Source organism: Paenibacillus silviterrae (assembly GCF_030167925.1).
In the GTDB taxonomy this organism is placed as follows: Bacteria; Bacillota; Bacilli; order Paenibacillales; family NBRC-103111; genus Paenibacillus_G; species Paenibacillus_G silviterrae.
On sequence record NZ_JASKUT010000002.1, the window covers coordinates 1,781,548 to 1,805,594 of the forward strand.

At 50.7% G+C, this 24,047-nt stretch carries 17 protein-coding genes and 1 pseudogene; 5 read left to right on the forward strand and 13 right to left on the reverse strand.

The window, feature by feature from the left end; genetic code table 11:
* Positions 1 to 166: 166 nt before the first annotated feature.
* The 12 genes from QMO62_RS30775 to QMO62_RS30830 all read right to left on the reverse strand — a co-directional run bounded on the left by QMO62_RS30775 (position 167) and on the right by QMO62_RS30830 (position 12,003).
* On the reverse strand, positions 167 to 616 hold the full coding sequence (locus tag QMO62_RS30775) for a GNAT family N-acetyltransferase (protein ID WP_284646264.1): 450 nt from the start codon (positions 614 to 616) through the stop codon (positions 167 to 169).
* Positions 617 to 1,340: 724 nt separating this feature from the next.
* Positions 1,341 to 2,309: a serine hydrolase domain-containing protein gene (locus QMO62_RS30780; protein WP_284646265.1), complete on the reverse strand. Its 969-nt coding sequence runs from the start codon at positions 2,307 to 2,309 to the stop codon at positions 1,341 to 1,343.
* A gap of 24 nt (positions 2,310 to 2,333) precedes the next feature.
* Entirely contained in the window at positions 2,334 to 3,458 is a 1,125-nt protein-coding gene (alr, locus tag QMO62_RS30785) for an alanine racemase (protein ID WP_284646266.1), read from the reverse strand.
* Between the two features lie 13 nt (positions 3,459 to 3,471).
* A complete protein-coding gene (ald, locus tag QMO62_RS30790) occupies positions 3,472 to 4,596 on the reverse strand; it encodes an alanine dehydrogenase (protein WP_284646267.1) in 1,125 nt (374 codons plus the stop codon).
* Positions 4,597 to 4,693: 97 nt separating this feature from the next.
* Positions 4,694 to 5,932, reverse strand: coding sequence for a PucR family transcriptional regulator (locus QMO62_RS30795; protein ID WP_284646268.1), 1,239 nt, complete (start codon positions 5,930 to 5,932; stop codon positions 4,694 to 4,696).
* Positions 5,933 to 6,238: 306 nt separating this feature from the next.
* Entirely contained in the window at positions 6,239 to 6,736 is a 498-nt protein-coding gene (locus QMO62_RS30800) for an NUDIX hydrolase (RefSeq protein ID WP_284646269.1), read from the reverse strand.
* A 240-nt stretch (positions 6,737 to 6,976) separates the two neighbouring features.
* Positions 6,977 to 7,516 carry a hypothetical protein gene (locus QMO62_RS30805; RefSeq protein ID WP_284646270.1) on the reverse strand — a complete coding sequence of 180 codons (540 nt, stop codon included), beginning with the start codon at positions 7,514 to 7,516 and terminating at the stop codon, positions 6,977 to 6,979.
* A gap of 136 nt (positions 7,517 to 7,652) precedes the next feature.
* Positions 7,653 to 8,984, reverse strand: coding sequence for a UDP-N-acetylmuramoyl-L-alanine--D-glutamate ligase (gene murD, locus QMO62_RS30810; protein WP_284646271.1), 1,332 nt, complete (start codon positions 8,982 to 8,984; stop codon positions 7,653 to 7,655).
* A 103-nt stretch (positions 8,985 to 9,087) separates the two neighbouring features.
* Positions 9,088 to 9,258 (reverse strand): hypothetical protein, encoded by a 171-nt coding sequence (locus QMO62_RS30815; protein ID WP_372516749.1) that lies wholly within the window; start codon positions 9,256 to 9,258, stop codon positions 9,088 to 9,090.
* A gap of 204 nt (positions 9,259 to 9,462) precedes the next feature.
* Complete coding sequence (locus QMO62_RS30820; RefSeq protein WP_284646273.1) at positions 9,463 to 10,248, reverse strand: SDR family oxidoreductase; 786 nt, start codon at positions 10,246 to 10,248, stop codon at positions 9,463 to 9,465.
* A gap of 164 nt (positions 10,249 to 10,412) precedes the next feature.
* A complete protein-coding gene (locus tag QMO62_RS30825; RefSeq protein ID WP_284646274.1) occupies positions 10,413 to 10,937 on the reverse strand; it encodes an NUDIX hydrolase in 525 nt (174 codons plus the stop codon).
* Between the two features lie 202 nt (positions 10,938 to 11,139).
* A complete protein-coding gene (locus QMO62_RS30830; protein ID WP_284646275.1) occupies positions 11,140 to 12,003 on the reverse strand; it encodes a phosphotransferase family protein in 864 nt (287 codons plus the stop codon).
* Between the two features lie 287 nt (positions 12,004 to 12,290).
* Here QMO62_RS30830 and tnpA point away from each other — a divergent pair, with 287 nt between their 5' ends.
* The 3 genes and pseudogenes from tnpA to tnpC all read left to right on the forward strand — a co-directional run.
* Positions 12,291 to 12,623 carry an IS66 family insertion sequence element accessory protein TnpA gene (tnpA, locus tag QMO62_RS30835; RefSeq protein WP_284646276.1) on the forward strand — a complete coding sequence of 111 codons (333 nt, stop codon included), beginning with the start codon at positions 12,291 to 12,293 and terminating at the stop codon, positions 12,621 to 12,623.
* Positions 12,617 to 12,970: an IS66 family insertion sequence element accessory protein TnpB gene (tnpB, locus tag QMO62_RS30840; RefSeq protein ID WP_284646277.1), complete on the forward strand. Its 354-nt coding sequence runs from the start codon at positions 12,617 to 12,619 to the stop codon at positions 12,968 to 12,970. The genes tnpA and tnpB overlap by 7 nt, the downstream gene beginning before the upstream one ends.
* A gap of 68 nt (positions 12,971 to 13,038) precedes the next feature.
* A pseudogene (gene tnpC / locus QMO62_RS30845) lies at positions 13,039 to 14,153 on the forward strand (IS66 family transposase); the annotation flags it as partial.
* A 223-nt stretch (positions 14,154 to 14,376) separates the two neighbouring features.
* On the opposite strand, the gene QMO62_RS30850 reads toward tnpC, so the two are convergent.
* A complete protein-coding gene (locus QMO62_RS30850; protein ID WP_284646278.1) occupies positions 14,377 to 18,192 on the reverse strand; it encodes an AAA family ATPase in 3,816 nt (1,271 codons plus the stop codon).
* 250 nt (positions 18,193 to 18,442) lie between these two features.
* Between QMO62_RS30850 and QMO62_RS30855 the strand changes: the two genes are divergently transcribed.
* Positions 18,443 to 21,757, forward strand: a complete 3,315-nt coding sequence (locus QMO62_RS30855) for a cadherin-like beta sandwich domain-containing protein (protein WP_284646280.1) — start codon at positions 18,443 to 18,445, stop codon at positions 21,755 to 21,757.
* A gap of 25 nt (positions 21,758 to 21,782) precedes the next feature.
* The gene (locus tag QMO62_RS30860; protein ID WP_284646281.1) at positions 21,783 to 23,975 is read left to right on the forward strand and encodes an S-layer homology domain-containing protein; all 2,193 of its coding nucleotides are present in this window, start codon (positions 21,783 to 21,785) and stop codon (positions 23,973 to 23,975) included.
* The last annotated feature ends 72 nt before the right edge of the window (positions 23,976 to 24,047 follow it).

Below are 24,047 nucleotides of genomic sequence, written 5' to 3' on the forward strand. Positions count from 1 at the left end.
CTCCAACACATGTTTGCGAATTATTTGTTCTCGCTTGCGTTCAAGGAAAATGGGTAGACGGTTAAGGATCTCTCCAAGTTCTTAGAAAAGGCAACTTGATTACATTAGTCGCGCTACCATCTCCCGTTCGATACAATGGATCTTATATTTCTGTATAAAGGTGTATTCAAAGCACCATTTTCAAGCGAGGCCCTATTGCGGTAAAGCCTTCCCTTTCATAAAAGTCAATGGTCCTTTGCCAATTTAATGGATTTGGAGCCCCAACTTCAATTCGTTTCCATTGTTGATTAACGCCATAATCAATTATTGTCTTTATTAGTTTTTGACCGATTTTAAGAGAACGCATCTCTGGTTGAACGTATAATTCTTGAATGATACCGAAAGTACCACCAGCATATACTGCTCTTGATAATGAAACCGATACGATTCCAATACATTCTTCATTTTCGGAAAATGCAAGGAAAACTGTATACAAATCAGTGTCCATGCATTCTTTCACGGCATTGGTAAAAGAATGCTGTTCAAAACTTTTCCCTTCTAATTCTGTAAGAAGTTTCGCTACCATTAAGGCAATGGTATGGGCATCATTAGTATTTGCTTTTCTTATTTGAATCATTTTCGTTCACCCATTTTTCCTTATAACAATACATTATATTGTATAATTATACAATTTATATATGGATTTTTTTATCTCCGTTAATTTAATGAAAACAGAGAACAGCTACTGAAACGTTCTGTCCCCTGTTTATTGCGCTATAGTTCACCGTTGCTTCAATGCCCCACCCAATTACTGCAGTTCGCTCATGATCATTAATTGAGTAGTAGCGCCTGATTCTTAAAGAAGATATGCAAGTTGACTATGTGTAAATGATTATCAAATATGATTCTCATAAAAATCTCCCCCTCTATTACCTAATGGATTTAGTAGTAATAACGGGGTGTAGTTCCAACCAGTGAAACCAAGTTTCATTTGTGTTAGTATAGTAACAAAAAGGCACTAAATGAAAAGTAACAATATTGCATATCATGGTAAATAACGAAAACGAAATGAGAAGAACGTGGTTTGCCCCCCCACGCTTATATCTTCACCATACACGATTCTACCGTACGGGAAGTTCCACTTATTCTTAACGGATGATTTGTTTTCCTTGACCATCAGTACCTTTCTGTTATCTTCTTCTTCGAGCCGGAGTCTATTTTTCCAGTTTTAGTGGCTGAAACGGGAAATAACGGAACAACGCGTTCCGCTATTTCATAATAATGGGGCTATTAAACGGAATAGCAGAACTTGTTGTTCCGAAGCATTCCGCCTTACAGAGTGTCCACATAGACAGACAATCTCATGTTTCGAGAATTCGAAGCAAATCCCCAGCGGCAACGGCATCGCTGTTTCCGAGCATGATCACTGTCCGTTGGCGCCCGGGATACACCCTCCAAACGCAGCGGCATCCAGGAAGCGTTCCGCCGTGACCCCAGCTCTTTTCGTAGAGGGAAAGCCCGTAACCGTAATGCCGGTTTTTAGCCCATACATGCCGGGTGAGCATTCGCTCCGTTATGTCCTTCGATACGACGGAAGCGCTAATCCCCATAAGGGCGGACGCCAGCTTGTGAAGATCTTCCGCTGTGGTATACAGGTTTCCCGATGCGCGGAAATTGCCGGGTTCAAAAAAAGGGACTCTAACCTTCTCCCCTTCCCGGCACGAATAGCCTTCAGCCAGCCCCGGAAGCGGTAACCCGGAACCGACGAAGCCTGTATTGCTCATGCCTAAGGGCTCCAGCACTTGATTGTATATAAATGCTTCATAGGGCATGCCTGCAACCTGGTCGATCAGCAGACCCAGTGCGTTATACCCCGTATTGCTATAGCTCCAATCGGTTCCAGGAGCAAATTCGAGCGGCATGTCTTCTAACAGCTTGAATATGTGCTCCCGGGGATAGGACACATGACCGAATCGTTCAAAAAATAAGGGAAGCGACTCGAAGTCCGGAAGTCCGGACGTATGGGTTAACAGGTGGTGGATGGTAATCCGCTCGTCACGAATCAATGTGGGCAGGTAGGCTGCGGCAGGATCGGTCAATTCAAGCTTTCCTTGCTGCTGAAGCAGCAGAATCCCGAATGCAGTGAACGGCTTCGTAATCGATGCGACAAGAAATCCTGTATCCGTCCGGCAGGGCTCCCCCCGCTCATAGCTAGCCAAGCCGAATGCTTTCATGTACCGGATTTCTCCCCGTTCTGCAGCCAGTAGGACACCGCTGAATCCTAGCCCGGAAACCGCCTTGTCCCAATCATTTACCATGTCTGGCGTCATTCAGCCTCATCCCCCCCGTCCAACCTAGCGGATATACTCGCGCGGCACTCTTTTGCCTATACCGCATACAAGCTCGTAGTGAATCGTCTGCGCCCATGCCGCCGTTTCACCTGCTCCGATCCCTTGCTCGCCGCCAAAAACAATCGCTTCGTCCCCTACGCTCACAGATGGAAGCTCCGTAACATCCACCGCCATCTGATCCATGCATACGCGACCGATGACGGGGACTCTAATGCCGCAGACCAGCACCTGACCCCGGTTGGAAATAAGCCTGGGCACCCCATCGGCATAACCGATCGGAAGGATGGCGGCCAGCGTGCTTCGCTCAGCCCGGAAAGTACGTCCGTAGCTGACCCACTCCCCAATCCCGATGCGCTTCAAGGAAGCGATTCTCGTCTTGAGCTGCATGGCCGGTTGAAGCCGAGAAGAGCCGTCGGAGGCACCTTGAGCCGGTTGGAGACCGTACAAACCGATGCCGATCCGTACCATATCGAGATGATAATCGGGATGCCGAAGAGCGGCAGCCGTATTACAGCAATGCTTCAACGGAATCCGCAGGCCTTCGTCCTCCAAATGTCCGCATATCGAAATAAACCGGTTATATTGGTGCTCCGTATAAGCCGGGTCCTCACTATCGGCTTCGGCGAAGTGCGTGAAAATCCCTTCAACTTCGACATAGAGCGATTGCTGTGCTTTTCTGATAAGGGAGGCCGCTTCCTCGCGGCCGGTCACCCCAAGCCTCCCGAGTCCGGTGTCGATCTTGATGTGAATGGAGGTTCGGCAACGAAGCCGCTCAGCGATTTCGATCACCGCTTCCAGCACCTGCTCCGAGAACACGGTTAGTGCGATTCGATGCCTTACGGCGACCTCTACGGCTTGCGGGGGCGTATACCCCAGCACAAGAATGGGGTGCCCGATACCGGCTTGCCTAAGTGCCACAGCTTCATCGGCGAAGGCGACTCCCAAGCAGTCGGCGCCCGACTCCAGAACGGCCAGGGCAACCTCTACGGCACCATGACCGTATCCATCAGCCTTGACTACTGCCATCAGTCGGCAGGAGGAAGCGAGGACCGATTGACGGAAGAAGGCGGCGTTGGCCTTAACCGCTTTCAGATCTACCTCGGCCCATGTTTGTCTACAACTGTTCATTCTCGCCTCCAGCCTACACGACTGCGGCCAATGCATCCGCTACAGGGACATGCTCGTATCCGAGATCGCGTGCGGCTGCCGGCTGGGTGATCGCTCCCCTTGCGGTGTTTACGCCAAGCGCCAAGGCCTCATCCTCGCTTACCGCGCGTTGCATGCCAAGGGAAGCCAGCTTCAAGACATAGGGAAGCGTTGTATAAGCTAAAGCGAGCGTTGCCGTTCTTGGCACCGAGCCAGGGATGTTGGGGACGGCATAATGGGAAACTCCATGCTTCACATAATACGGATCGTCATGGGTGGTCACGCGGTCCACCGTCTCGAATATGCCTCCTTGGTCAATCGCCACGTCGACTACGACGGACCCCGGCGCCATTTGGCAAACCGTCTGCTCCTTAACCAGGACAGGCGCCTTGGCCCCGGGCACGAGAACGGCGCCGATCACCAGATCGGATTGCATCACCGCTTCGGCAATAGCCGTCTCGCCGGACAAGCGCGTATGCAGCAAGCCTCCATACAGATCGTCCAAATAACGGAGCCGCTGCGGGTCGCGCTCAATCACGGTGACATCGGCCCCCATGCCGATCGCCAGCTTCGCCGCATTGCTTCCGACCACCCCTCCGCCGATAATGGTCACCCTGCCCCGTCCGACGCCCGGGACCCCGCTGAGGAGCAGTCCTTTGCCGCCTTGCGGCTTCTCCAGCAATCGCGCCCCGAGCTGTACGGCCATTCTTCCGGCGATTTCACTCATGGGTGCAAGCAGCGGATAGGTCCGATTCACCTCCACCGTCTCGTAAGCGATGGCAGTCACCTTATGCTTCACGAGCGCAAGAGCCAGCCCGGGATCCGCAGCCAGGTGCAAGTAACAGAACAGCATGAGGTTTTCGCGGAAATACATATACTCTACGGGCAGCGGCTCCTTCACTTTCATAACCAACTCAGCGAACGCCCAAACCTCCGACGCGTCCTCCAGTAGAAGAGCCCCCGCTTCGCGATATTCATCATCCGCGAAGCCCGCTCCGCTGCCGGCTCCCTGCTGCACCGCAACCCGATGCCCTTCGCTTGTGAGCTGCTTAACGCCTTCCGGAGTCAGCGCCACTCGTGTTTCGTTATTTTTGATTTCTTTTGGTATGCCAATCTTCATTAAGATTCCCCCCGCCTTGTTTGATACAAGTATAGAGGGGAGTTAACGCCGCCACATTGTGCAAAACTCAGAAAAATTGGCAGCGCTTTGGTTAAAATCAACAAACGCTTCGCGTCATCGTCATCAGCTTAAGCTGGAGATACACATCCACCTTCTGATCCATGCTGTTCAAATCAATGCCTCCAACCTCGGCAATTCGCTTCAGCCGGTAGGTAAGCGTATTCGTATGGATGTGCAGCGCGTCGGCAGTATCCTTGACATGGCTGTCCTGCTCCAGGTAGACCCGCAGCGTCTGCAGCAGGCAGCTTCCATGCTCCCGGTCATATTTGAGCAGCTTATGGATAACGCCTGGCTCCTCCATCGCCGCATTCCCCGCCTGATCCATAAGCGGCAAAAAGCGGTAAAAGCCAAGAGCGCCGTAGCTGACCGCGTCCGATAAGGCTTGCGGAAAATCACGCTTCAAGCTCAGCACCTGAAGAGCTTCCCGATAGCTTCGCTCAACCAGCGTATAATCGTCATAGAAAAGCCCGCCGGCGCCGTCGACCGCAGCGCCTCCCATTCGCTCGCTCCACTGCCGGATAAACGAGCGGACGAATGCGCCGGAGGCCTTGTTGTCCGGCTGCCCGGAGGCAGTACCCGCTAGCACAATAAGATGGCGCGCATCCCGTACCTGGAGCTTAACGGACATGCCCGCCGCTGCGGTCAGCATATACTGGATTTGCCGATACTCGTTGAGGACAATCTCCGATCCGAATTGAAGCACGAGCACCTGATAAGCGCGAGGTAGGTCGATCCCCAGCTCGGCGGCTTTTCGTTTGATTTCGTCCGCAGTCATCCTGTTCCCGGTGAGCAGTTGCCAAAATAAATTTTGCTTGCCGGCTTCTTCCTTGCTTCGCTGCAGTTGCAATTGCAGCATGAGGTCACGGGAAGCCCGAGCCGCTTGACGCAGCGTCATCAGTCCCTGCTCATCCAGACGCTCCTCGTCCTCCAAGGCCCAAATATAGCCAAGCACCTCGTTGTGATGCCGAATGGCCACGACAACCCGATCGCCCAATCCGACGTCGGAAATCGCCGGCACCCTCACCGGCTGATCGCTATCCATCAGCATCCGCAGTATCCCGTTCTTCCACAAGGAGCTAACGACTTGCTCCGGCACGCGCCGGCTGATTATCGTTGCCGTACGGGCGGGGTCGGCGGGCACCTTGTGAGAGCTGTAAGCGATCAGCTGATGGTTAGCGTTTTCAATCGTTACCGGACAGCGGAGCGCTTCTCCGATCCGGTCGGCTAACGTGTCGAAACTATCAAAGGGTCGATCAAATGCATCTATCTGTTTCATGCTATAGGCTCCCTGATCCGATGGAGAGTAGGATTCGATTTACTCCTCAGTATAACAGCTGCCCTACCTTCCAACAATCGAAGCTCAACAAAAAAAGGCCAATTATGCTGCCTCTCGTTCAATTCCGTGGACTGTTGCTAGTGTAGTGTTGGATAATGATGCTATAGTAACCTTACCATCCTTTCGCGCCTTCGTTAACATAGCATCCATTATTGAACGCTGCCCTCGGAGTAATCAAAGAAGCTAATCAGGATATCAATCGCTTCCCACTCTATTATAGTCGAATTTTTGAAAAACGCTGCCCGGCTATTCCAACACCTTCCAAGTATCCAATCGCTGGAATTCAAAGGATAATTTCCTCCATTTTAGCCATTCTATCGCCTGAATAACGAGGGGAGAAGAATTTTCAGCAGTCATTTTTTTAACCGGTACCCATAAAGCACCTAGCGAATCTTGTCCTTCGAATAGTTCAGGAGTTAGTGTAATTGTACCACCGATATTTTGAACCAGATAAAATACAGCAACATGGTGGATATGGGAAGTACCCCTTTTGGGCAAGTCATAAGGAACCAAGTAATCACAAACACCAACATTTTCTTTAATTTCTACGTTGATGCCAGCTTCCTCTAGGAATTCCCTTTGCACAGCCGCTGCTAAAGATTCATTAGCTTCAACCGTGCCACCAGGAAGGTCATATCGTCCGAAGTATGGACCTCCTCCCTTAAGAATGACTAAAAGGTTTTCATCCTTCAAGCAAATCCCATATGCCCCCAAATGTCGATGCCATTGCTCATTATCGCTCAATATACGCACCCCACTATATTCCTTTTCACTCCCTATGGTTTCTTGAATGATTTCATTTCCATTATCCTGACATGAACCCGCTAGCGGAATCCCCCTTGTCAGAATTCATACCCCTAAGCCATGGGGAATACCTTTAGATTCACGAGGTTGCCTGATTCGCCTAAACTTACATTACATAGTGTACCTTCCAATATAAACCAGCCCTCTCCGTAACCCGAGCTGCCTCGTTGTCGTTCACAGTTAGTGCAACAACCATGCGGTTAATGGTTTATCATCCCAAACTTGCACTTCTATGTACCTTTCCGGTCCTTTTTTTCCTTCGCGATTCCATTCCTGCGGTAATCCAAATTCACTTATTACTTGATAAATCTCATTTAACGTGTATACCTGACTCCGATATATCTTTCCATCCTGGTATCTCATCGTGGGGAACAAATCTCCGTAGGTAAAACTTATGGTGTGAGGATCAAATTCTGCAGAGGGAATACGAAGCATTTCACCTTTTTCGAACCAATCTAAGAGCCACGGACATTCGCCAACTGTCATATAATGAGGAAAACTTCGAATAGGCTTTCCTCCCTTTAAAATAAATAACTCTCTTGCCTGTCGTTCAAGACTTCGTCGAATTGTAAGATAGTCCTTGGATCTTTTACTTGCAAATCCTTTCTTCCGTACCCGTATCTCTTCAAGAATACGCTCTGCTACCTCTGGTTCTAAGTCGGATAAATTTCTGAAGGGACCCGTCGATTGGTCAAAATAATGATATAGATAATTGATCATTAAGGAACCCCTTTTTCTAAACGATAGCTGAATATAATCTTACCAGTGTAATTTACAATCTTGAACTATGCCGCCTTCTAGTGAGAATGCAGCCAAGCGAGCGGCCGGCTGCCGCGGTATCCTGTATTAACTAACGTTAACCCATTCCCTCCGACCGATGCAGTGCCCTGACCAGTTCTACAAAGTGACGCCCGCGCTCTTCAAAGTTCCTGTATTGGTCATATGCAGTACAGGCAGGGCTTAGCAGCACAGTGTCGCCCGGTACGGCTATCTTGTGTGCCTGCGCCACTGCTTCGGCCAGGCCTTCACAGCGGACAATGGGCGGGCACCTTGGCACTTCTCGCGCCGCAGCCTCGATTTGACTGGCCGCTTCGCCGATCAACAGCAACACCTTGACATGTTCAGGCAGCAGCCGGGCCATCTCGTCAAACGGTACATTCTTATCACGCCCCCCGGCGATCAGCAGTACTCGGCCCATGTGCGCGTGCAGTGTAGCAACGGTACGGGCGGGGCTGGAGCCAATGGAATTGTTGTAATAATGCACGCCACCAACAGTTGCCACCCACTGGTTTCGGTGCTCTACGCCGACGAAGGTGCATACCGTCTCCAGAATTGCCTCGTCCGGCACGGTTCCCCGCACGGCGGTCATGGCAGCCATGACATTTTCCACGTTATACCACCCTGGCAAACGAATGTCACGGATAGGTACTAACCCGTCAATCACGCCATCGCGGACCGTGTGCGTGCCGAAGTACTGGGTCCGCCCCCGCCCGCACAGTGCAGCGGTCACCGGATTGTCGCCGTTGAGAACGGCAAGCTCGCCAGCCCTCTGATAATCTAGAAGGCGGCGCTTGGCGGCGATATACTCATCCATGTCGCGGTGCCAGTCGAGATGATTGGCCGAGAGGTTGGTGATCACCGCCACATGGGGAGAGCGCGTCATGTCCATCAGCTGGAAGCTGGACAGCTCGACGGCGCATGCGTCCAGCGGCGACATCTCTCCCGCGCGCGTCAGCAGTGGCGTGCCAATGTTGCCGCCCAGATGCACCGTACGCCCCCCGTTGGCCAGCATATCGGCAATCAGCGACGTGGTGGTGGTCTTACCGTCCGAACCGGTCACGCCATAAATGGGACATGGACACAGCGCGAAAAACTCCTCCATTTCACTGGTCACACGGCTGCCGCCTGCGCGGGCTGAGTCCAGAGCCGGATGGTCTGGGCGCATGCCCGGAGTGCGGAACACGATGTCGCCCCCAACGTGATCCAGGTAATTCTCCCCTAGCTGCAGCCCGACGCCCAGATCGTCCCACTCCTCTCGGGGCAGGGCCGGGTTGCGGTCTCGCACGGTGACGCGCGCCCCAGCTGAGCACAGCATGCGGATCAGCGGTGCGTTGCTGACGCCGGCGCCGATAACTGTCACGTCCCGACCGGCCAGCGATTGAATATAGGTGTCAAATGCAGGATTCATAGGGCACCTCCACTTTGAAAAAGTTAGGGTAAAGCCATGCTGCCCGTTGCATACCATCAATTAATTGTACCACATATTGGAAACGTTATTTGTTCTATGGACACTACTCATTAAACAAATTCTTGTACAATGTCGAGAAAAAAAAGTCGTTTTCATCTTTTTTAATCTGTTCAATTCTTTCAGGCAAAACGTTACTATTTTTGCTTGCAGGTGCTAGTAATTTATAGAAATTTGAAAGCACAGCAGAGTCATTTGCAGTTGCTTCCCGAATCACTATGATCCCTCCCATATTTAAATACAATAATGATCCCACAATACGGAACGGTAACCAATAACATATGACTGATAATTATCTGATAGAAGTTTATGTAGCACTCGTTAATTGACTGTAATACAAACAGGCTGCCATGCGATCAAACAGCGGCAGCCCTTGAACTATCGTTTCCCGTTCCCCGTTACTTCAAGGGTATTAATAAATTTATTTTCGAATATAGCCACCTTCAGAATGTAGAACTTGACCTGTAATCCATTGAGATTCATCACTTGCAAGAAAAGTAATCAACCGAGCTGCATCTTCTGGTGAGCCCAAACGCCCCATTGGAAATCTGGGTAGAAGATGTTGCTTAATTGAATCGGTCACCCAACCAGTATCCGTAGGACCTGGATTGACCGCATTCACTGTTATACCAAGTGGAGCAATTTCGGGAGCCAATGAACGTGTAAAAGCCGAAATTGCACCTTTCGTTGCTACATACTCCAATGATCCAGTCATTGGTCCTTGTTCTTGACCAGAAGTTAGATTTATAATACGTCCAGCTTTTTCGTTTTCATATTTGAAACGCCGGGCAAACTCAACACAAAGAAGACATGTGGCTCTTACATTCACTTCATAATGTTTATCGAGGGATTTTGCATCAATGTTCATATATCCATTACTTGCGTCATGGGTTGCATTATTAACAAGGATGGTTGGAGAGCCTAATCTCTCTATTACTGTATCAAGCAATTGAGCAGGGGCCTTTGAATGAGATAAATCAATTTCCAGGCTTTCACAACGGCTTCCTAACGCTTGAATTTCATCTCGCAATAAACCCGTCCATTCAACCTCTGCTCCCCAAGACATAGAGTCATCATACTCATGCCAAACTGTGAAGAAAATGTCCGCTCCCTCTCTCGCTAAACTTCGGCAAATTGCTGTTCCTATTCCTTGTCGACGACTAGCCCCAGTCACCACCGCGATTTGTCCACTTAATCTCTTCTGCATAATATCCCCCCAGTTGAATAATTTTACCATTATATGTATTAAAAATCACACGAATAAATTGTTTTTACTGAATTATCCTCCCGATGAAAAAAGGGAGCAGCTGCCGCTGCTCCCTAGTTATTACGCTAACGTTCGCCGTTAGCTTAAAGTTCTTTCTCGAAATATTAGTTCTGATTACACAGTTCCTCAGCCAACATATATAGTTCAGCTAAATCTGTTCTTCCCTTTTGTATAAATTTTTCTGCTGCTTCCCCGACAGACATTATTTCTACTGCAACTACTTTCTCACCATCGTCTGGAATGAGGGGGTTCGAACTAATTTCTACGTTACCATACCCAACTAGGCGGAAAAATTCTGGGTGTGGTAGGTGAGGTTTATATGCGTGGATATGATGCGAGAAACATTTCCATGCCCCAAAAGGCACGTATGTCTGTAGAATTGCTCCGGCTTCCTCGATAAGTTCTCGTCTTATTGTATCAGCATATAGCTCGTTTTTTTCCAATGTCCCACCTGGTATTTCCCACTCTCCATTTTCTAAACGAATAATAACACATTTTTCATTTATAAATGGGACGATATTAACATTACTTATCAAGTTTTCCTCTGGCATTTCCATGGTAAATTCCGATTCGATTTTCCCCCAAGTTGCTTTTTTAAAAAGGTTCGAATACTTGTCTCTTATATACATTGGACTCCATCTCCTTGAAGAAAATTGACAGTCAAACCTATAACCAATTAATTCCACAAAAGATGTGAAGTATCCTGCCCAATAGCTTAACGAGACTGCCGTTTATTCCCGCGGCAGCCTCGTGATGTAAGTATTGCGCTATCGTTCCTCATTAGTTCAATCTTCGAAATACTTTACTTTCACGGATAAAAACCACTTTTGTTTATAATAACCACTTTTTCAATCTCCCTAAATTTTCTTCTAGAAATAAAGCATTTTTTTCAATTCCCCGACGATTACACCATCCAATACTAATGAAGGCATCAGTAAAACTGTAGAAAGGTAAAACATTTTCTAGGTCAATTAATGGTCTGATACTGTTATAACCTTCTTGGAATGCAAAATACAAGCTATCATCAATACTTAAAAAATCACGATATACTTTAGTGAAGTCTATTTCCGTTGAACCAAATCTTACGCTTTCAAAATCTATCATTCCTGAAACTTTCTCTTTATCTACAATAATATTTGCAGGACGAAAATCCATATGTACAAAACTTGGTCCATCTGGGGGCGGGAGCTTTATCTTCATCTTTTCATATTTTTCAATGGCTTTTATATATAACTGTTCATCTAATATCTCCTTTACATCTTCAGCAAAACTATAAAACTGACGTTCAAAAAAATCAGACCAATTCGGAAATTCATTTTGTATACCTGTTAAGACTTTATTGTTCGGAGGAAGAATAGAATGCATTTCAGCTTGAAGAACACCAACTTGGTACGCAACTGTTGGTGTAGCTTTAGATGTTAGCGGTTTTCCTTTTAATTCAGATAATATAAAAGCACCAGGACACTCCTCATCACCAGACCAATAATCCAACATTACTGGGGTAGAAACATTCCCTTTTAAAATTTCATAGGCTTCTAGCTCTCGCTGATATTTCAATTTTGAAAAAGGAATTTTCAAAAAAACATTTTCATTATTAGACAAAGTACATTTATAAACTGTTGAGCTATGGGAGTCCTCAACCTCATTAATTGACAGTACCTGTAATCTTAACTGTTGAATGACACGATTTAACATTGAGCTTTTCCCCTTTTTATAAATTCCAAACCGCTGGACAACACTCTTAGCATGTTTTTGAGTTACCTTTTATGTATTTTCTGACACTATTTCGGCGTTGCCTCCACGCTATCCTGCCCTTAACAGGTGCCAGAAGTTCGCCGATAGCGTAACGCTCACAGCTTGGGAGTTTAAGTACATTCCTTCACAAACTTATCTTTTGCGTAAGCGTCAAACCCAGCACACCTTCAAGATCCCAAATATACATGAGACAATGAAGGCATCCCAATTAAGTTGGAGGTTGCCTTATGACAACAAAAGAAAAACGTCGCAAGGATTGGTCATCTCGTATCGAGGATTATCGAGCGAGTAATCTTTCAATGGCAGCTTGGTGCGATGCTCACCAAGTAACCAAAGAGCAGTTGAAGTACTGGCTCCGCAAACTAAAAGTAGTTCATTCAGATGCTGATGGCCCTGTCACTCCTAGCTGGGTTCCGCTAAAGGTTTCCGATCCAATCCAATCTATTACCCATGAATCTTCACTTGTCGTTCGTATCGGTTCAGTCCAAATTGAGATCCGTCCTGGCTTTGACCAACGGTTGCTTAAAGAAGGTGTGCAGTCACTGGAAGAGCCATGTTAACATTATCCAGCGTCCAGCATGTCTATCTTGCCACAGGATCAACAGATCTGCGGAAGTCTATTGACGGATTAGCCACAATCGTGCAAGAAGGCATTGGACTCAATCCCTTTTCTTCATGCTTGTTTGTTTTCTGCAACCGCGAATGTAACAAGATCAAGATTTTACACTGGGAGCACAACGGTTTTTGGCTGTTTTACCGCAGACTTGAACGAGGCACGTTTCAGTGGCCGAACGAAAGCGTGGGTACCGCAACCATTACCTCCCGCGAGCTTCGCTGGCTGCTGGATGGACTTTCGCTTAGTCAGCGTCAGGCACATCCAATAGTTACGGCTGATTCTGTCGTATAACTCAAATGTTCGCTGTATCGCCATACCTTGCAGCAGGGATGATGCGACATTTTCCGAAAGTATACGATATGGAAAATCGAGCGGAAAACTTAACAACAATCGAAAAACTGAATCAGCGAATTGCTAAGCAGGAACAGCAAATTTCTGAGCTTACTGCTTTACTCAGGTGGTATGAGGAGCAGAACCGTCTTGCGAAACAAAAACGTTTTGGTGCATCCAGTGAGAAGACGAACCCGGACCAATTGGAACTGAATTTGTTCAACGAAGCCGAGGTGCTTGCGATACCTGAAGGACAAAAGCCACAGATGGAGCAGGTGACCTACGAGCCGGAAGACGACGGGTAGGCGTGAAGTTGTTTTTGATCGGTTACCGATTGAAACGGTGACTTATGAACTCAATGAGTCGGATCAGGCCTGTTCGTGCTGTGGCGGTTCGCTCCATGAGATGAGCACCGAGACACGCAGCGAGATCGCCATTGTGCCGCCTCAAGTCAAGGTCATCCGCCACGTGAGGCAGGTTTATTCGTGCCGATCATGCGAGCGCAATGACATTCATACACCTATCATCACGGCACAGATGCCAAAGCCTGTCTACCCGGGAAGCCTAGCTTCGCCGTCAATTCTGGCGCATGTGATGTGCCAGAAATATGTGGAAAGCTTACCTCTTTATCGGCAAGAACAGCACTTTGCTCGTCTAGGCTTCACATTGTCCCGGCAAACGATGGCGAATTGGATGATCTACGGAGCGGAGAAGTGGCTGACGCCAGTGGTTAGCGCCATGAAAGAATACTTGCTGAAGAAAGATATCTTACATGCTGATGAGACCACGTTACAAGCGCTGCACGAGCCAGGCAAATCGGCCGAATCGAAATCCTATCTGTGGTTATATCGCAGCGGACGCGGAGAAGACCCAGCTGTTGAGTTCGATTACCAGAGAACCCGAGGAGGCGAGCATCCGCGAAACTTTTTGGCTGGATTCAAAGGCTATCTGCATGTCGACGGTTACCCAGGGTATCACAAAGTGGCCGATGTGACACTTGTCGCCTGCTGGGCACATGCACGGCGTAAATATGACGAGGCTTCAAAGGCGGCGCCGCCAGAGGCAAGGAACAATCCGGTTGGTAGCGAAGCAAGGTAAGTTCTGTAATGAACTCTTTGCCATTGAGCGGGATCTGAAGGAAGCACGCTGCCTCAGCTAACAGGTCAGCTCGATCCGCAGGCGCTAGAGCCATTCATGCCATGGTCAGCCTCGCTGCCAGCGCATTGCCGGCTAAAGTCTTAAACAGCAGATATTTCTCTCTCTCCCCTCCTAAGATGGGGGCTGTTTGAGCTTCAATTCAAAGGAGAAATCAATTTTTCGCTTTCACGGATCGCGTTGACCACCGGCAGGCCGGTGACGGCGAAGTGCTACTCCAATATTTTTTTCTTCTTGGCTTCAGCGATCGCTTTCGTTCGTCTGTTTACGTGGAGCTTGCTGAATAAGTTATGGGTATGTACCTTAACGGTACCTACCGTTACACCAAGTTGAAAAGCGATTTCCTTATTCGTCATTCCCGAAGCCATCAGGTTCAACACTTCGAGCTCGCGTTCGGTCAAGGAGTCGACGGTCTGCTCTCCAGGTTTGCCACCGGGTACTTTCGCCGAAACGGATGAATCCTCGAAAGGGCCGGTAAGCTTGCAAACAAAAAGAGCTTGTGAAGCAAGGATACGGACCGTTTCTATGCAGTGATCTGTAAAATGGCGCTGTCGCCCATTATCCTCCAGAAACAAGACGCCGGAGAATTGCTCCTGCAAAAAAAGCGGAATAGAGCAAACGGTCTTGCACTGATTTCGGACGATGTAAGGATCACTCCGAAACAGGTCGTCCTGCAAGGCATCGCTCAGCTGGGTGAGCCGCTCGAGCCGCGAGGCGTACTGCACGAAGGATACAGGCGCATCCTCGCAATCGACAAGAGGTTTTGGTCCGCCCGGCCATTCGCCGCTTGCAAGCTGAACCGCTTCTACCCAAAGTTCTCCGTTCCGCTTCACGATCAGTGCGGCCTTTTCAGCTGCCGCGGCGTCCAATATGATCTTCATCAGCTGCTGCCGGATTTCGTCCAAATTCATCCCTTGAGACAGCGACAAAGAGGCTTTGACAATGGCGGCCAAATCGATCTCTTGGAAGGCTGACTCCCGCTGCTCCGGATTCCGCTTGCCCGCATGAAGTTCGTCCGCATCCTCACGGCCATCGATGCCGTCCGTCCATGGTTGTTCAGTCTCCGGTTCTTGCAACCACTCCGGGTATTCGGCCTTCAACCTACACCGTTTGGACTCTGCGCCCCAAGCTCCATACGCCTCATAGGCTTCCTCCAAATAACTGCGAGCCATCCGTAGTCTGCCTCTATGCAAATGATATTTGGCCGCCAGCTCGCACGTCACCGCTTGGAATTGGACATACTTTCGTTCGCGGGCAAACACAATAGCCCGATCATACAAGTCGATCACGTCCTGATCCGATCCTTTTAATCGGGCTATCTCCGCTTGAAGTAAAAGGAATTTATGCCTGAAATTTTCCGGCGCCATACGGTCCCAAGCCTGGAATTGCCGGTACAGCCGCTTCAATCTGCTCCGGCGGAACGCTTTTTCGCGCGATGTCATTTGTTCCCACGCAGCCGCGATGGATAACGCTTCATATATATGATGCTCCGCAAGATGTGGGGCATGGGCGGAAAACGCTTCGTAAGGATTGGCCAGTTCCGCAAAGTGAATCGCCTCCGGGTAATTCCCGAATAAATAATGGATTTGCGCCTTGTACGTGTAAAGCTGATATAGCGTGACGGCTTTACCTTCGTCCTTCAACATGTCTTTGAGAAACTCGGCTTCATCGGCCCGTCCGTCCGTAATGGAAAATACGTTTTCTCCCGGAGAGGACATTTTTTGAGCGTAATCCATATAAATTAAAGCATTCTTGAAGACGAGTTCTTCTTGGGTATGTTCCAGCACCTGCAGATGCTTGCGGTTGACCTCATGGATTTGATCCATGGAGCACCGGGCATAAGCTAAATTGATCAGGCTCCCGACCGCATAGCTGGCATACACGTAATCGCCCGCGTCCAGACCCAGTTTGACGGCCCGCTCCAGCTTATCTTCATCCTCCCGGTCATATCGCACCCATGGGGAGATGACGCCATAAAACATGACATATACCTTGCACATCACCGAGGCGATGCCGGAGCGATTTGCCGACTCAACAGCGATGGCTCCGAGCTTGTAGCCCATTTGGTATTGCCCCAGAACAGTCCCGAGCAGCATGGCAAAAGCGGCATATAGGCTGGGTGACAGGGAGGTAGAGCCGAACTTGTACGTCAAACGGATAAATTTCGAAGCGATGACCGCAAATACTTCCCGGTCGGAGAAGAACGTCGGAGCTACGAGAGCTACGAGCAGCTCCATCATGACCTTGGCCTTCGGATCGCTGATCTCGGGCAGCGAAGCAAGCTCCTGCATTCGTTTCGCGAGCAGCCTCTTCGTGAGCAAAATTTCCTTCAAAATCACCAGTTTGTTTGGCCGTTCCGGTATGCGGATTCCCACCTCCCGGAGTGCGGTTAGTCCAAGTGCAATCGCTTGAGTGTATTTCATGGCATTGCTGTACTGTTCGATTTTTAATGTATAGACCCGTGCCCGCTCGGTCCAATCGCGCGCCCGCCGCAGCACTTCGTTCAACCGGGCCTCGGCAGCTTCGTTATGACCGCACAAAAACTCGCATTCGGAGCACTTTAAATAGAGCTGGAACATAAATTCACGGTCTCGTTCCCAATCATGGTCAGGCAAACACCCGATGGCCGTTGTGAAGTACTGCAGCGCCGCCTGATAGGCAGAGGATTGCATCGCTTTCCTGCCTGCCTCCTCATTCAATCGGGCCGCCAGCTCCCGGTCTTCTGCGGATAAGAGCTCCAGTGCTTGGTTGAAATGGTTGACGATGTCGAACAGCGCCTGCTCCCTGCCGGCTGCAGCCGCTTCCTGCAGAAGCAGAAAGCGGCCCGCTGTCAAGTGGATTTCCTTAAGACGCCGATCGTCCAGCATGGAATAAGCCGCTTGTTGAATTCGGTCGTGAGTAAAGCGGTAATGAGTGACGGCCCCATCCGTGTTTTCCGTCAGCAGCAGCCCTTCCCGGATAGCGGGCGCCAAATTCGAGACCAGATCTGCTTCGTTATATCCGCTAACGGCACTTAATAAGCGATCTGTAAATTTGCTGCCGAGACAAGCACAGATGACCGACAGCTCCCTAGAGGGAGGCGGAAGCTTGTTAATCCGGGCGGCCAGGTTGCCGATTTGCCCGTCGAATTCCGGAAGACCATTTAAGCGCTTCAAATCCCATTCCCACCTTCCGGTTGAGGAATTCAAAGCGATATATCGTTCGTCGCAAGCCGTACGGAAAAGCTGCTTCACATAAAACGGATTGCCGGCGGATTTGACGGCTAGCGTATGGGCCGCATGAACGACTTCGTCTTGTCGGCACTCTAGCGAATCCGCAAGCATGTCCCGTATTTGTTCGAATTCGAGAGGCCTGAGCTCGAGCCGGCGGACCGAATATCCCGGCGAATCTCCCGGCAGCCCATGTTCAAATGGATGACGGCCATGCTCCGGTTCCCGGTATGCCGCGATGACAAGCAAATGCTGACTTTCCGGATCATCCATCAAGGAATGCAAGAGGCTCAGCGAAGCATCGTCCGCCCACTGCATGTCGTCGAAAAACAAGACAAGAGGATGATCCACGCGGGTAAAAACTTGAACGAAGCGGTGAAATACCCTTTCAAATCGTTGACGGGCTTCTTTGGAAGAAAGCCCCTCACTCGGAGGGGACTCCCCCAGCAGCAAAGCCGCTTCGGGAATGACATCCGCGATCAAGGCTCCGTTCGGTCCAACGGCCTCTTTGACCCGCTTCGTCCAATTTTGAAATTGGGGCTCCGGTTCGGTCAGCAGCTGCTTGATGATGGTTTGAAAGCATTTTATAAAAGGCTCATAGGGAACCCCGGCCTGATATTGATCGAACTTCCCTGAGGCGAAATAGCATTTACCGATCACGGACGGCTTAAAAGCCTCTTGTACGAGAGAGGACTTGCCGATGCCCGGCTGACCGGAGATCAAGACTAATTCCGTAGACCCGAGAGAAGCCCAATGAAATGCGGTTTTCAAAACCTCAAGTTCGTCTTCTCTGCCATAAAATCGTTCCGATGATATCAACTAGCTTACACTCCCCTGATGCCTCAAATTCACTGAAAGTCCTACAGGTCAAATTCGACAATTGTATCCTTATCCCTTTTATTTGTATCAAAAAAAAACGAACCTCTATACCTTTTGGTATATGTGCGGAGGGTTGCTTTGAACTATACTTCCATAAGGGCAGGTAGGAGCAGCACAACAATATATCGAGATAAGGAAGGTTGATATGGAGAGCAAAAAAAATCGGATCCTTTCGGGCGCGTTGGCAGTCATGATAATTCTGGTTTCCGTGTTTGGCGTATTGCCGAGGCCTGTACAGGCGGCGGCGTCGGATTGGGATTATATAAGGGTTTCCGGCGCCGATGGATTGTCGAGTGTTATTTACGACGGCAACCGATTTGTCGCCGTAAGTTTAGCGTATATTGGAACTTCCTCGGACGGATACACGTGGTCCCGATCTCCTTCATCTCCACAGGCAGATTTAAAAGGAGTGGCTTATGGGAACGGCGTCTATGTCACTGTCGGTGCCAGCTACGGGGGCGCTGGCGGCATCATCATGGCATCGACCGATGGAATTACCTACAATGTCGTCGCTAATGAACTGGCTTCGGAAACCGATTCTTTCAATGGTGTCGCTTACGGCAATCAGCGCTTCGTTGCCGTAGGCTGGGACGGTAAAATCGCGACTTCGACGGACGGTACCAATTGGTCGTTATCCGTTTCGGGCAGCGTGAACGATTTGTACGGCGTTACTTACGGCAACGGTCAATTTATCGCTGTGGGGAAATCGGGTACCATTCTTACTTCTACCGACGGCATTACTTGGACGACAGTGGATAGTCAAACCATCGGCTACTACCCCTCCTATATGGCCGGCGTGACGTACAGCAACGGATATTACGTGGCGGTAGGATATGACCTATCGTATAATGGCGCCATTCTGACTTCGACGGACGGGATTCATTGGACAGGCGTTTACAATCCCAATGGATTGTATTCCGTGACCTATGGCGAAGGTCAATTTGTGGCCGTAGGGAGAGCACCCGACTACAAATCCGTGATCCTTACATCTACCGACAGCGTGAGTTGGACAAAAACGGAAATTTCGTCCAATCCGTTTTATTCGGTTGCGGCCGCCAAGAATGTCATCCTGGTAGGAAGCATCGGACATTTCTACGGCAGGATACTGAGAGTGGACATTCAGGAGCTGAAAGTGAACTACAGCGGAGGCGCCAAAGCGGTATCTCCCAGCGTAGCGGCCGATACGTACGACTACAACGTCTCGGTAACGAGTGCAGATACAAGCCTTTCACTGACAGCCGTCTTTGCTCCGTCGTCCGCAAGCCTCAAAATGAGCGTGTATGACCCCAATAACAATAAATTGGTTGATTCGGTCAGCTTGACCAGCGGCCAATCCAGCGTCTCATTCCCCTTGGGGAACGGCAATACCCGCATAGAATTGGACCCTTCCCAGAAGGGCTTTACCTATCCGAAGCGCACGATAACCGTTTATAGACCGCCGTCCGACTCCATGAATGCGGATCTTGCCGGTCTAACGGTGGGTTCCGGGACGCTGAGCCCTGTCTTTTCCCCGGAAAAGACAGGCTACACGGTGACCGCCGGCCAGCCGCTCAGCTCCATTAGCATTACGCCGACCGCAGCCGTCGCGAATGCTTCCATCTCGGTGAACGGCCAGCCTGCGACCAGCGGACAGACGATAGCGGTCGATCTGGCTCCGGGTTCGAATCTCATTCCCGTTTCCGTAACGTCGGCGGACGGAACGGTGCAAAAAACGTATGTGTTGTTCGTCTCCGGCAAAACGAGCGATGCTTCTCTCGCAGGCTTGACCGTAAGTCCGGGCACGCTGAGCCCAGGCTTTGCGTCCGATGTGCATGCTTATACGATATCGCTTAATCATAGCGATACCGCCTTAACAGTAACGCCGACTTTATCGAGCCCACAGGCGACCATAACCGTGAACGGGGAGGCGGCCGCCGACAAGGCCGCTGTAACGATTCAGCCCCCGGCCGGCATTTCGGTGGTCCCGATCGTTGTGACGGCCGAGGACGGCAATAAGGCCGAAACCTATTCGCTCATCGTAAACCGCGCGGGTCCATCAAGCAACGCGGCTTTGAGCGGACTATCCGTAAGCAGCGGGAATATAGCATTTTTGCCGGAGACCAGAAACTATACCGTCGACGTGGCGAATTCCGTCTCCAGCATCGACGTTGCGGCAGCGGTGGCGGACACCGGCGCCTCCATGTCCATTGCAGGCACGAGCCAGCCGAGCGGGGCCTCGCGAACGATCCGGCTCGCGGTCGGCTCCACGGTCATCCCGATTCGCGTCGTTGCAGCGGACGGGCTGACAGAAAGGACGTATTTGCTGACGGTTAACCGAGCGCCGCTATCCAATCAAGCGAAGCTGGATCAGCTGCTGGTGAATCAGGGAGCGCTATCGCCGGGCTTTTCACCGGATACGGCGGCATATTCGCTAAAGGTTGCTAACGGCGTATCGTCTATCGCCATAACACCTGCGCCCGCCCCGGGCAATACCGTAACAGTGGCGAATGTCGTGTACGACGGGCAAAGTGCAGGCATCCCGGTTCAGCTGACCGTAGGGACCAACATTATCCCCGTTGTGGCCACTGCAGCAGACGGCGTCACTCAAAAGTCCTATGTCGTTGTAGTCGAGAGAGCGGCCCCTTCCGGCAATGCACTTCTGAATCGGATAGTAACAAGCGCAGGAACGTTATCGCCTGCGTTTACTCCGGAAAACAGCATTTATAACGTGAATGTGCCTAATGCGACAACGAGCCTGACGGTGACACCTGCCGCCCAGGACGCGGGAGCTGTCGTTACGTCGATAGGGAATCTGACAGGCGCAGAAGCTGCGCAGCCGATCCCGCTTGACGTCGGCGTCACGGTCATCCCGATTGTGGTGACGGCTCAGGATCAGGTGCATAAACAGACCTACGTCCTTATCGTCCATAGGGAAGAGGCAGCGTTGCAAGCTGCACCGGCACTGACAGCCGACAGCACCGCCAACGATACCGCATCCGCGATTGAGCTAACGTTCGCCGATAACGAGGCGTGGCGAAACGCCATCACCGCAGTGAAAGACGGGTCTGCAGATCTTTCCGGCAGCGACTATACAGTAGCCGAGGGGAAAATAACGATTCGCGCAGGTGTACTTGGCATCGGCACCCATACCATTACGATAGAGGCAGCGGGTTATACGGATGCGGCTATCAGCCAAATCGTCGTGGCGGCCGATCTCCCCAACTATCGCATCGATGAACCGCAAGTGACCGCTACCGGCCTTTCGGCGACGGTAACGGCGGCGATTCATCCTTTACAGGCGTCTGTAAATGTACCGGTCACGATCATTTTCCAATTGATGGACGGTACGGCTCCGCTGCAAATGGTAGCGATCAAGGGCAAGATTCAGGACAGTCAGGAGGCGTCGGCGCAATTCAATCTGCCGGCTGCCAAAAATTACACCGTCAAAGTTATGGTTTGGGACGACCTGCAGCATCAGGTGTCCCAAGCGGTTCAGCAAACAAAAGCAATTATCGTAACGCCATAAAGGCTAAGAGAGGGGGGCGACCTGTTTGAAACATACATGCGTAGGATACTTGATGGCTGTCGTGCTTGCGGTTCTCCTTCTTCCTGTGCACGTTTTTGCATCGGATGGCCGGTCCGTTACGGCAATCGTCAGCGGCAATCAGGTCACGATCGACGGAGAAAACGGCTCCTATGCCGGTCGAACGGTCACGCTTCGATTGGCGGATCCCTACAGCCGTACGGTGGTAGCTGACGAAGTGCAGGCTCAAGCCGGCGGCAGCTACTCATTCGGACCGTACGCGCTGCAAGACGGCTCGTATACGGCGTTTGTGGGCGGAGCGGGTACAGTGGAAACGAAGATGTTTAACGTAGGAGCCGCGGTTCCGGACATGAGTTCGAACGCAAACCTCCAAACGCTGACGGTAAGCACGGGTACGCTGGATTTCAACGGGACGACACTTGAATATACCGTTCAAGTCGGCCATAGTGTCGATGCCATTACGGTAACGGCCGTTCCCGAAGAGGCGCACGCAAGCGTCAAGATCAATGCGGCAGCAGCGTCATCGAAGCAAATTGAGCTTTCCACGGGCAATACGGCAATTCCAGTGGATGTGACGGCGCAGGACGGCACAACGACGAAATCTTACCGTATCCTCATAAAGAAGGCCGCATTACAAACAGCGGATTCCTCGGCGCGGCTGCAAGTGGATCCCGCTGAGCCGGTATCCATTCACGTACCTGCAGGAGTTACGAATGCTAAGATTGCATCCGTGGTCTCTGCGGCAGGCTCGAACAAAACAGCGGTGCTTCCGCTGATCGATGTGCTGGTCGTTACAACACTCGGCCATATCCAGATGACGATTCCGGAGGGTACGCAAGTCACCGGTCCCACCGGATGGGATGGAACGATCTTATTGCCGGAAGCGCTGCGCAGCGGCAGCGTATCTGTAAGGGGCGGCCAAGCGAGCACCGTCGTTGAAGTTGGATCTCCGGACTTACCGCTGACCTTCGATCATGCGGTGCGGCTGCTTCTCCCGAATCAAGGGGGAAAATCGGCAGGTTTTGTACGTGACGGCATATTTACGCCGATCACACGTTCGATATCGGCAGATACGCAAGTCGCGGCAAACCGTGAAATTGCTGCCGGTGGAGATGCGCTGCTGACCGTCGGAAGCGACCTAGTGATCTGGACGAAGCACTTTACGCAATTCGTCAGCTATACCCCAAATACCGCTCCGGACAGCAGCGGACATCGGGGAAGCGGCGGTGTTTTGACCAATATGAGTTCGATTTCCGGGACTGCCGGTGGTACGTTGACACTGAACGGGGTCACGATCGTTGTACCGGCAGGGGCTTTGGACGGCAGCATTCAGTTTACCATCGACAAGCTCGGCGAAACGGCAAGCCTGCCTTACGATGAATCGCTAGTCAAGATCAGCGACGTTTATGAGATGAAAAAAGATCGAGAAGGAGAATTCAGCAAACCCGTCACCATCACATTGCCTTATGATAAGAGCAAAGCGGGTTCAGATAAGTCAAAAGTCGGCATATATGGGTTAAACGAACAGACCCGCAGCTGGGTCAGACTGAACGATCTAAAGGTGGATGAATCCGCTTCGACTGTAACGGGCACGGTGACGCATTTTACGAAATATGCAGTTTTTGCTTCCAAGGAACCCGCAGCACAAACGGTACAAAGCCCGGACCCTGCTGTGAATTTATCCGATATCCAAGGCCATTGGGCGGAGCCCGCAGTGCTTCAACTGGTCAAGATGGGCGCGATAACCGGCTATCCAGACCATACCTTTAAACCCAATGAACGGATCACAAGGGCGGAATTCGTTACCCTCATCGTAAAAGCCTCTGGCTTCGAGGCGCAGAATGGCAAGAGCTTTGCCGATACGCAAGCGCATTGGGCGCAGCCTGCGATTTCGACGGCTTCGGCACTCGGCATAGTGGACGGTTACAGCGAGATGGCGTTCGCTCCCGAAGATTGGATCACCCGGGAGCAAATGGCGGCCATAGTCATTCGCGCAGCTCAGATCGATTCGGCGGAACCGGTGAGTGTGCATTTCTCGGACAGCTCCAGTATATCCGATTGGGCCAAGACACCTCTTGCCGCCGCTGCAGCAAAAGGACTGATCGCCGGCTATGAAGACGGTTCGGTGAAGCCCCGAGCGAATGCCACGCGCGCCGAGGCTGCAGCAGTTATTTTAAGGGCATTGCAGATGAAGAAATAGCAACAGTCGGCGGATCGGCACGTAAGTAGGGATCCCGTCGGAACCGACTTTATGTTTTACGGATTCTCTTTT

Coding starts and splice junctions, on each gene's coding strand:
- QMO62_RS30775 (WP_284646264.1), bottom strand. CDS start 616: ATGATTCAAATAAGAAAAGCAAATACTAATGATGCCCATACCATTGCC.
- QMO62_RS30780 (WP_284646265.1), bottom strand. CDS start 2,309: ATGACGCCAGACATGGTAAATGATTGGGACAAGGCGGTTTCCGGGCTA.
- alr (WP_284646266.1), bottom strand. CDS start 3,458: ATGAACAGTTGTAGACAAACATGGGCCGAGGTAGATCTGAAAGCGGTT.
- ald (WP_284646267.1), bottom strand. CDS start 4,596: ATGAAGATTGGCATACCAAAAGAAATCAAAAATAACGAAACACGAGTG.
- QMO62_RS30795 (WP_284646268.1), bottom strand. CDS start 5,932: ATGAAACAGATAGATGCATTTGATCGACCCTTTGATAGTTTCGACACG.
- QMO62_RS30805 (WP_284646270.1), bottom strand. CDS start 7,516: ATGATCAATTATCTATATCATTATTTTGACCAATCGACGGGTCCCTTC.
- murD (WP_284646271.1), bottom strand. CDS start 8,984: ATGAATCCTGCATTTGACACCTATATTCAATCGCTGGCCGGTCGGGAC.
- QMO62_RS30820 (WP_284646273.1), bottom strand. CDS start 10,248: ATGCAGAAGAGATTAAGTGGACAAATCGCGGTGGTGACTGGGGCTAGT.
- QMO62_RS30825 (WP_284646274.1), bottom strand. CDS start 10,937: ATGTATATAAGAGACAAGTATTCGAACCTTTTTAAAAAAGCAACTTGG.
- QMO62_RS30830 (WP_284646275.1), bottom strand. CDS start 12,003: ATGTTAAATCGTGTCATTCAACAGTTAAGATTACAGGTACTGTCAATT.
- tnpA (WP_284646276.1), top strand. CDS start 12,291: ATGACAACAAAAGAAAAACGTCGCAAGGATTGGTCATCTCGTATCGAG.
- tnpB (WP_284646277.1), top strand. CDS start 12,617: ATGTTAACATTATCCAGCGTCCAGCATGTCTATCTTGCCACAGGATCA.
- QMO62_RS30855 (WP_284646280.1), top strand. CDS start 18,443: ATGATAATTCTGGTTTCCGTGTTTGGCGTATTGCCGAGGCCTGTACAG.